6 protein-coding genes are annotated in these 8988 nt (G+C 75.3%); 5 read left to right on the plus strand and 1 reads right to left on the minus strand.

Translation table 11 applies throughout. From position 1 onward, the window contains the following. Positions 1–107: 107 nt before the first annotated feature. The 4 genes from mptB to JOE68_RS28175 all read left to right on the plus strand — a co-directional run bounded on the left by mptB (position 108) and on the right by JOE68_RS28175 (position 5410). Positions 108–1805, plus strand: coding sequence for a polyprenol phosphomannose-dependent alpha 1,6 mannosyltransferase MptB (gene mptB, locus JOE68_RS28160; RefSeq protein WP_204845400.1), 1698 nt, complete (start codon positions 108–110; stop codon positions 1803–1805). Beyond that, positions 1798–3042 (plus strand): mannosyltransferase, encoded by a 1245-nt coding sequence (locus JOE68_RS28165; RefSeq protein ID WP_204845401.1) that lies wholly within the window; start codon positions 1798–1800, stop codon positions 3040–3042. Before mptB ends, JOE68_RS28165 begins: the two co-directional genes overlap by 8 nt. Then, complete coding sequence (locus tag JOE68_RS28170; protein ID WP_204845402.1) at positions 3032–4342, plus strand: glycosyltransferase 87 family protein; 1311 nt, start codon at positions 3032–3034, stop codon at positions 4340–4342. Before JOE68_RS28165 ends, JOE68_RS28170 begins: the two co-directional genes overlap by 11 nt. Positions 4343–4474: 132 nt before the next feature. Then, the gene (locus JOE68_RS28175) at positions 4475–5410 is read left to right on the plus strand and encodes an esterase/lipase family protein (protein WP_204845403.1); all 936 of its coding nucleotides are present in this window, start codon (positions 4475–4477) and stop codon (positions 5408–5410) included. On the opposite strand, the gene JOE68_RS28180 is transcribed toward JOE68_RS28175, so the two are convergent. Next, positions 5403–7007: a GMC oxidoreductase gene (locus tag JOE68_RS28180; protein ID WP_204845404.1), complete on the minus strand. Its 1605-nt coding sequence runs from the start codon at positions 7005–7007 to the stop codon at positions 5403–5405. The genes JOE68_RS28175 and JOE68_RS28180 overlap by 8 nt on opposite strands. A 296-nt stretch (positions 7008–7303) precedes the next feature. Here JOE68_RS28180 and JOE68_RS28185 point away from each other — a divergent pair, with 296 nt between their 5' ends. Beyond that, complete coding sequence (locus JOE68_RS28185; RefSeq protein ID WP_204845405.1) at positions 7304–8986, plus strand: PfaD family polyunsaturated fatty acid/polyketide biosynthesis protein; 1683 nt, start codon at positions 7304–7306, stop codon at positions 8984–8986. Positions 8987–8988 lie beyond the last annotated feature (2 nt).

Raw genomic sequence — 8988 nt, forward strand, 5'->3', positions numbered from 1 at the left:
CGGGTCATGGACCCACACGTCGCCTACCTCCCCGCCGTTGCCGACCCCCGTTCGCGGGGCCGGCGTGCGCGAGGACCGATCACCGGGTCGACGAGGCGGGTCGGCCCGTGACCGGTGGGGTGACCGCGGGTGGTGAACCGGCGACCGCCCTGGTGAGCCGCCCGGGCGCGTGGCGGTCGGCGCTCCGGCAGGTCCCGCTGCGGGTGGTGCGGCCGGGTGTGCTCGGCGCGCTGCTGATCACCGTCGGCGGGGTCGGCGCCGGCGCGGTCGTGCACCGCGACCCGCTGCTGAGCGGCACCGTCCTGAACGTGGTGCGCTACGGCCACGGGCGCGACCTGGCGACCGCGGTGCTGTTCGCCGGGCTGGCGCTCATGGTCGTGTCGTGGGTCCGGCTCGGCCGGCTGGCGCGCGCGGACGGCATCAGCGGTCGCGGGGTGGCGCTGGCCGCCGCCGCCTGGACCGCGCCGCTGCTCATCGCGCCGCCGCTGTACAGCCGCGACGCCTACAGCTACCTGGCCCAGGGCGCGGTCGCCCTGCGCGGGTTCGACCCCTACACGACCGGCGCGTCCGCGCTGACCCTGCCGCTGGGCGGGAACGTGGCGTCGCTGTGGCAGGACACGCCGTCGCCCTACGGGCCGCTGTTCCTCCTGCTGGCCAAGTCGGTTGTCGCCGTGATCGGCGACAACGTGATCATCGGCGTGGTCCTCATGCGACTGGCCGTGCTGGGCGGGCTGGTGCTGCTCGCCTGGGCGATGCCCGGCCTCACCCGGCGCCTCGGCGGGCGCGTCCCGGTGGCGCTGTGGCTGACCGTGGCCAACCCGCTGGTGCTCGCCGTGGGCATCGGCGGCGCGCACAACGACATCCTGATGGTCGGCCTGATGGCGGTCGGCGTGCTGATGGTGCTCGACGGCAGGCACGTGCGCGGGTTCGCGGTGGTCGCCCTGGCGACCGCGGTGAAGGCCACGGCGGTGCTGGTGGTCCCGTTCCTGGTGTGGGTGTGGGTGGCGCGGCTGCCCGGTCCCGCCCGGCACCGCTTCCTCAAGGCGTGCGCGGTGGGCGGGGCCGCCTTCGTCGGCGTGTTCGCCCTGTCCACCCTGGCGGCCGGGGTGGACCTGGGGTGGGTCGACGTGCTGCGGTCCCAGACCCCGCTGCTGACCTGGATGTCACTGCCCTGCGCGGCGGCCGAACTCGCCTTCCACTCGGTGGGGCACTACTTCGGCGGCGTGTCCCGCGAGGACTTCCTGGACTTCTTCCGTGGCGCCGGGGTCTACCTCCTCGCCGCGGTGCTCCTGCGCCAGTGGTGGCAGGCCCGGGTGGGCGGCGTGGAGGCGGTCCGCCGCGCCGCGATCGCCCTGCTCGCCGCCACCGTGCTCGCCCCGTCGGTGCTCCCGTGGTACTTCACCTGGGCGCTGGCGGTCGCCGCCGCGTTCGCGTGGAAGGACCGCTGGCTCGCCGTCGCGGCCGGCGTCTCGGTGTGGATGGTGCTGGTGACCCTGCCCGACGGCACGATCGTCGCGCGGTGGCACTACGGGTCGGTGAACCCGGTGCTGTGGTGGTCCTACCTGGCCGTGACCGTGCTGATCGGCGTGTGGGTGGGCATGGCCCTGCTCCAGCGCGGGGCCGAGGAGGCGCCCGGCGGGCAGGCGGCCCGGTCCGCCGTGGACGGCGCCCGCGGTCCGGCCGTCGTGGACGGTCCCGGTGGTCCGGGCGCGGTGGCCGACGCGGTGGCCGACGAGGTGGAGGTGGGCGGGCAGCGCCGGGCCCGGCGCCCCGAACCGGGCCTCAAGGGGGACGGCGGTGGCTGAACGCGCGCTGCTCCGGTTCGCGCCGCTGGTGCTGCTGCTGTCGCTCGGCTGGTACGCGTGGACGCTGGGACCCCCGGACGGCTGGGGCATGATCGACCTCAAGGTCTACTGGACCCTGGCGCCGAACCTGCTCGACGACCGGCTGTACTCGATCGACATGCCGTTCACGGCCGACTTCCCGCTGCCGTTCACCTACCCGCCGTTCGCGGCGCTGGTCTTCCTCCCGCTGTCGTGGCTGCCGTGGCTCGCCGCCCGCGTGCTGTGGCAGGTGCTGTCCCTGGTGTGCCTGTGGTGGCTGGTCCGCACCGCGCTGCGGCTGGTGGCCGCGAAGTCCGGGCAGGACTGGGACGCCACCTGGTCGCGCCGGGCGGCGCTGTGGACCGCGCTGGCCCTGTGGTGCGAGCCGGTCCGCAAGACCCTCGACTTCGGACAGGTCAACCTGGTGCTCATCGCCGGCGTGCTGGCGGCGATGACGGCCACCCGCCAGGCGGTGGCCGGCCTCGGCGTCGGCGTCGCGGCGGGGCTGAAGCTGACCCCCGCGATCTCCTCGCTGTACTTCCTGGCCACCCGCAGGTTCGCCGCCGCCGCCTGGTCGGCGGCCGGGTTCGCGCTCACCGCGGTCCTGGGCCTGCTCGCCTCGGCGGCCGACTCGTGGCGCTACTGGTTCGAGCTGCTGGGCGCGGCCGACCGGGTGGGCCCGGTGGGCTCGGCGATCAACCAGTCGCTGCGGGGCGCGCTGTCGCGCAGCTTCGGCCACGACGTGGGCACGTCCTGGCCGTGGCTGCTCGCGGTGGCGGTGTCCGCGGTGCTGGTCGGGTTCGCGCTGCGCGCCGCGACGCGGGCGGGCGACGCGCTGGCCGCCGTGGTGGCCGTGCAGCTGTTCGGCCTGCTGCTCTCGCCGATCTCCTGGAGCCACCACTGGGTGTGGGTGGTGCCCCTGGTGCTGTGGATCGCCTACGGCGCGGCCCGCCGCGGCCCGCTCGCGCTGTCCCTGGCCGCGGCCTGGGTCCTGGTCACCGGCGCGGACCTGATCACGTTCCTGCTCGACCGGCAGCCCAGCATCTGGGAGATCCCCCGGCCCTGGCCGCTGGCCGCGCTCGGGTGGTGCTACCCGCTGCTCGGGCTGATCACCCTCGCGGTGCTGCCCAGGCTGCTGCGCGCCGGCGGCGCCGCGCCGCGGCGGGAGGTCGGGCCACCGCTCGTCGAGACCTCGGAGGCCGGGCGCCGTGCGGGCTGAACCGACGTCGCGCCGCGCGCTGCTCGCGGCCTGGGAGCGGCGGCTGTGCGCCGCGGCGCCGTGGCTGCTGGTGGTCTCCGCGCTGGTGCGCACCTGGACGATCGTCACCGGGTTCGGCAACGAGACGATCGACCTGTACGTGTACTGGGCGCTGGCGCCGCACGTGCTGGCCGACGACCTGTACCAGGTCACCTCGCCGAACTCGCCGCCGGACTTCCCGCTGCCGTTCACCTACCCGCCGTTCGGCGCGCTGGTGTTCCTGCCGGTGAGCGGGCTGCCGTGGGTCGTGGCGCAGTGGACGTGGCGGCTGCTGTCCGGGCTGTGCCTGTACTGGATGGTGCGGGTGGCCCTGCGCCACGTGGCCGGCGCGGGCTGGACCGCGGACGCCCCGCTGTGGCGGCGGCGCGCGCTGCTGTGGACCGCGGCGCTGCTGTGGCTGCAGCCGGTCTACCACACGTTCGAGTTCGGGCAGATCAACCTGGTGCTGTCGGCGGTCGTGCTCGCGGCCATGCTGGCCGGGAACCCGCGGCTGGCCGGCGCCGGGGTCGGCTTCGCGGCGGGCGTGAAGCTCGTGCCGGCGGTCTCCGGGTTGTACTTCCTGGCCACCGGCCGGATCGCCGCGGCCCTGTGGTCGGTGGCGGCGTTCGCGCTCAGCGTCGGCCTCGGCTTCGCCGTGGACCCGGAGCAGGCCGAGCACTACTGGTTCGGCCTGCTGGGCGACGCGAGCCGGGTGGGCCCGGTCGCCACCGCGCACAACCAGTCGCTGCGCGCCGCGCTGTCGCGCACCTTCGGCCACGACGTGGGCACGTCCTGGCCGTGGCTCGTCGCCGTCGCGGTGGCGGCGGTGCTCACCGGCTTCGCGCTGCGCACGGCGGTCCGGTCCGGTGACGCGCTGCTCGGCGTGCTGGTCGTGCAGTTCTTCGGGCTGCTGGTGTCGCCGATCTCGTGGGACCACCACTGGGTGTGGGTGGCGCCGCTGCTGATCTGGCTGCTCCACACCCGCGGCACGCCGTGGCTGCGGGGCTGGCTGCTGGTGCTGTGGTGCCCGGTGATGTTCTACGACCTCATCGCCTTCCAGCTGCGCCGGCAGGAGACGATCTGGACGATCAGCCGGCCCGGCCACCTCTCCGCGATCGGGTGGGCCTACCCGCTGCTCGCGCTGCTCACCCTGGCCGGGATCGCGTTCGTCCTCGGGAGGCGGTCGGCGGCCGGGTCCGCGCCACCGGAGGGCGCCGCCGGGGCGCCGCGGCGCGACGTGGCGACGTCGGCCGGGTCGGGCGGCGGTTCGCCGCGTCCCTGAGGCGCGGTCGGGCAGCCTCGCGGGCGGTCGCCCACAACCACCCGATCGTGTCTCCTCGCACGGGGCCGGCAGCCACTTCCGGGCGACTACTGTCACGCGGCGACGTGGTGCCCAGCGAAGGGATTGCGTGCCATGCGACGACTGCCGGCGGTGCTCGCCGTGCTCCTGCTGCTCCTGCTGCCGGCGGAGGTCTCGGCGACACCGGGTGACCCGGGGTCCCTGGCGGGGGCGGCGGCGCTGGCCAACGCCGCGCTGCGCCCGGACACCCCGCCCCCCGGGGCGAACAACTGGTCCTGCGTGCCCCCGCCCGAGCACCCCCGGCCGGTGGTGCTGGTGCACGCCACGTTCTCGAACATGACCTACAACTGGTTCGCGCTCTCGCCGCTGCTGGCCGAGCGCGGGTACTGCGTCTTCGCGTTCAACTACGGCCAGCGGCCCGGCCGGGTGGTCGGGCTGCCGGGGTCGCGCCTGCCCGGCGGCGTCGCGCCCGTCGCGGAGTCGGCCGCCGAGCTGGCGGCGTTCGTCGAGGAGGTGGCGGCGCGCACCGGCGCGCCGCGGGTCGACCTCGTCGGGCACAGCCAGGGCGGCCTCATGCCGCGCCACTACCTGAAGTTCCTCGGCGGCGCGGCCAGGGTGCACCACCTGGTCGGCCTCGCGCCGCCCAACCACGGCACCTCGGTGGTCGGCCTGGCGCGGCTGCCCGGCGCGCCCGAGCTGCTCGCCGCCGGCCTCGGCCGGTCGGTGGCCGACCAGGTCGTCGGCTCGGAGTTCCTGCGCGCGCTCAACGCGGGCGGCGACACCGTGCCGGGCGTGCGCTACACGGTGATCGCCACCCGCTACGACGAGGTCGTCACCCCCTACACCTCGGCCTTCCTCGACGGCCCGCGGGTCACCAACATCACCCTGCAACGGCTGTGCGGCCCGGCCCAAGCCTCCGAGCACCTCGCCGTCCCGTTCGACCCGGCGGTCCTGCGGCACGTCCTCAACGCGCTGGACCCCGCCCACGCCCGGCCGGCGACGTGCGGCCTGGCGCTGCCGGTCGTCGGCGGCCTGGCCGCGGTCAGATGATCGTGCCGACGTCCTGGGCGACGATGCGGTCCAGGCAGCGCTCGGCGAGGGCGGTGATGGTCCAGGAGGGGTTGCAGCAGGCGGTGGAGCCGGGGATGAGGGAGCCGTCGGTGACGTAGAGGCCGGGGTTGTCGTGGACCCGGCCGTGGGGGTCGCAGACCGGGCCGATCACCGCGCCGCCCAGCGGGTGGAAGGTGTTGGGGTCCACCGGCTGGACCGGGGCGAACACCCCGCCGCTGGTCAGCGCCATCCGCGTGACCAGGGCGTCGATGGCGACCTCCGGCTCCACGTCGGAGGTCGGCGGCCACACCAGCTGCGCGGAGTCGGTGAGCGGGTCGTAGTGGAACGCGCCGTGCCCGTTCGGGATCGCCATGCCCGCCACGTACATCGAGAACGTCTCGACGTCGAACGGCGCGGGCGGGTGGAACAGGGTCGCGGGGCCGGTGGGCGCGTCCCAGTCCAGCGCCGCGATGGCGGTCGGGCCGCCTTGGTGCGGCAGGGTGAACTCCAGCGGTTCGGTGCGCAGGAAGACCCGGTCGCCGTTGGTGCCCCAGTACCGGCCGACGTCGGGCGGCAGGCTCGGCATCGTCCCGGAGCCCTTGGCGCGCACCAGCAGCTTGGAGGTGTTGGCCGACCCGGCGTTGAGCAACACGGTGTCGGTGTGCACCACGACGTTCTCCTGCACCACGCCGTCGGTGTCGATGCGGTGGCAGCGCAGCACGTACCGGGTCGTGCTGCCCGGCGCCAGCTCCTTGACCACGTGCAGCGGGGCGATGGTGACCAGGCCGGTGGCCACCGCCTCGGCCAGGTAGGTCTTGTCCACCGAGTACCGGGCGCCGTTGTTGACCCCGTACAGGTACTCGCCGTGCGAGGACCAGGGCGGCAGGTCGCCGCGCAGCTCGGCGCGGATCACGTCCCAGTTCATCGGCTGCAGCACGCGCACCCCGTCGGTGCCGGCCCGCTCGGCGTCGGCCAGGAACTTCCTGGAGGAGGTGTAGCGGACGTGGTTGAGGATGTCGTCGGGAGTCGGCGACATGTGCAGCATCGCGGCGACCCTGGGGTAGTAGACGGCGGCCATCTCGCCGTAGTCCACCGATGAGGGCATCACCCTGGTGAACAGCTCCTCCGAGGGCTGCAACGAGATCCCCTCGTAGTGCAGGGAACCGCCGCCGACGCCCGCGCCGCACAGGACGCTCATCCCCAGCCCGCGCACGCGCTCGACCAGACCGGTGTAGGGCTTGAACACGGCGGGCGGCGACGAGGGCACCACCGGCGTCGACTCCAGCCAGCTCACCCGCCGGTCGGGGTGGTAGAAGCGCGGGAAGGTGTTGTCGTTGGGCACGCTGGTCCACCAGCGGCCCCGTTCCACGACGAGGGTGCGCACGCCGGCGCGGGCCAGCCGCAGGGCCGCGACGCCGCCGCCGAACCCGCTGCCCACCACGACGGCCCGGTAGTGCTCGTCGCGCGTCGGCGCGGGCGCGGGGAAGCCGACGGAGGGCTGGGCGGCCTCCGCGGCCTCGCCCAGCCCGATGGTCGCTGCGGTGGCGCCGACGCCGGCCAGGAAGCCGCGCCGGGAGATGCGTTGTCCGGTGGTCATCTTCCGGTCCTTTCCGTGTCCCGGGGAGGGGGTCCCCTGACGATCTGCGCTGCCGGGGCGGGTGGCAATGAAGCGGGAGACTCCGGCCGGAAAGCCCGGACCATCCGGCCGCCGCGCCGCCCGCGGCCGGTGTTCGGGCTGGTCGCCGGGGTGCGCCCGAGGGGGCGCGCCCCGGCGTCACGCTTCCGGGCCGGCACCTGCAGGCGACTTATGCGCCCGGCCCGGCCCCCGCAGACTTCGGACCAGCGACACCGCTGCGGGGTGACACCCGATCACGGAGAGGACGGTGACGGCTGATGGCAGCCAGCCCCGATGTCCGGCCGCAGGCGCACGGGCGCGAGGACGGCGCGCACTCCCGGAGGGGCTCGGCTGGGCCGGCGGTGTCCGACGCGCCGGCGCCCGACCGGCCGCGGCACGACGAGCGGGCGCTGGGCGGGCCGGCGTTCGACGAGGCGGGGATCGTGGCGGCCACCCGGCGGTTCCGGGAGCGGGCGCACCTCGTGGTCGCCGACGGGCGGGTCGGCGTGGCCTTCGACGGCGACACCGGGCTGCCGCCGGGCGGCCACGTGGGCACGCTGCCCCCGCTGTACCCGGAGTGGCTGGGCGACCGCTCGTTCTGCCAGGTGCACGGCGTGCGCTTCCCCTACGTGGTCGGGGAGATGGCCAACGGCATCGCCACCACCGGCATGGTCGCCGCGGCGGCCCGCGCGGGCCTGCTGGGCTTCTTCGGCGCAGCGGGCCTGCCCGTCGCCGCCGTCGACCGGGCGCTGGACGAGCTGACCGCGACACCGGGCGAGCACGCGCCGTGGGGCGTGAACCTCATCCGCTCGCCCAACGAGCCGGCGGTCGAGGACCGGGTCGCGGACCTGTTGCTGCGCCGGGGGGTCCGCCGCGTGTCGGTGTCGGCGTTCACCGAGCCGACCGCCGCCGTGGTGCGGTGCGCGGCGACCGGCCTGCGGCGCGGGCCGCACGGCGTGCACCGCCGCGTGCGGCTGTTCCCCAAGGTCTCCCACCCGGTCGTCGCCGAGCGGTTCCTGTCACCCGCCCCCGCCGCGCTGCTGCGGGCGCTGGTGGACGCCGGGCAGCTGACGCGCGAGGAGGCCGAGCTGGCGGCCCGCGTGCCGCTGGCCGAGGACATCACCGTCGAGGGCGACAGCGGCGGCCACACCGACAACCGGCCCCTGGTCGCGCTGCTGCCCGCCATCACGGCGCTGCGCGACGAGGTGGTGCGCCGCTACGGCTACCGGGAGCCGGTCCGGATCGGCGCCGCGGGCGGCCTGGGCACGCCGGTCGGCGTCGCGGCGGCCTTCGCGCTCGGCGCGGCCTACGTGCTGACCGGGTCGGTCAACCAGGCCGCGGTGGAGTCCGGGCTCTCCGCCGACGCCAAGGACATGCTCGCCGCCGCGGACCTCGCCGACGTGGTGATGGCCCCGGCCGCCGACCTGTTCGAGTACGGCGGCAAGGTGCAGGTCCTGCGCCGCGGCACCATGTACGCGACCAGGGCCGCCAAGCTCTACGAGCTCTACGTGGGCCACCCGTCGCTGGAGGAGATCCCGGACCGGGTGCGGCACAAGCTCGAACGCGAGGTGCTGCACGCCTCGGTCGAGGAGGTCTGGGAGCAGACCACCCGGTACTGGCAGGCGACCGACCCCGGCGAGCTGCTGCGCGCGCAGGCCGAGCCGAAGCACCGGATGGCGCTGCTGTTCCGCTGGTACCTGGGCAAGGCCAGCCACTGGGCGATCGACGGCGAGCGCGCCCGCCGCGCCGACTACCAGGTGTGGTGCGGCCCGGCGATGGGCGCGTTCAACCGGTGGGCCGCCGGCAGCCACCTCGCCCCGGTCGCCAACCGCTCGGTGGGGGAGATCGGGCTGAACCTGCTGGAGGGCGCCGCGGTCGCCACCAGGGCGCAGCAGCTGCGCAGCCACGGCCTCCCCGTGCCCGCGCGGGCGTTCTCGTCCCCGCCGCGCCGACTGGCCTGACA

Origin of the sequence: Saccharothrix algeriensis (assembly GCF_016907655.1) — a bacterium.
Lineage (GTDB): Bacteria > Actinomycetota > Actinomycetes > Mycobacteriales > Pseudonocardiaceae > Actinosynnema > Actinosynnema algeriense.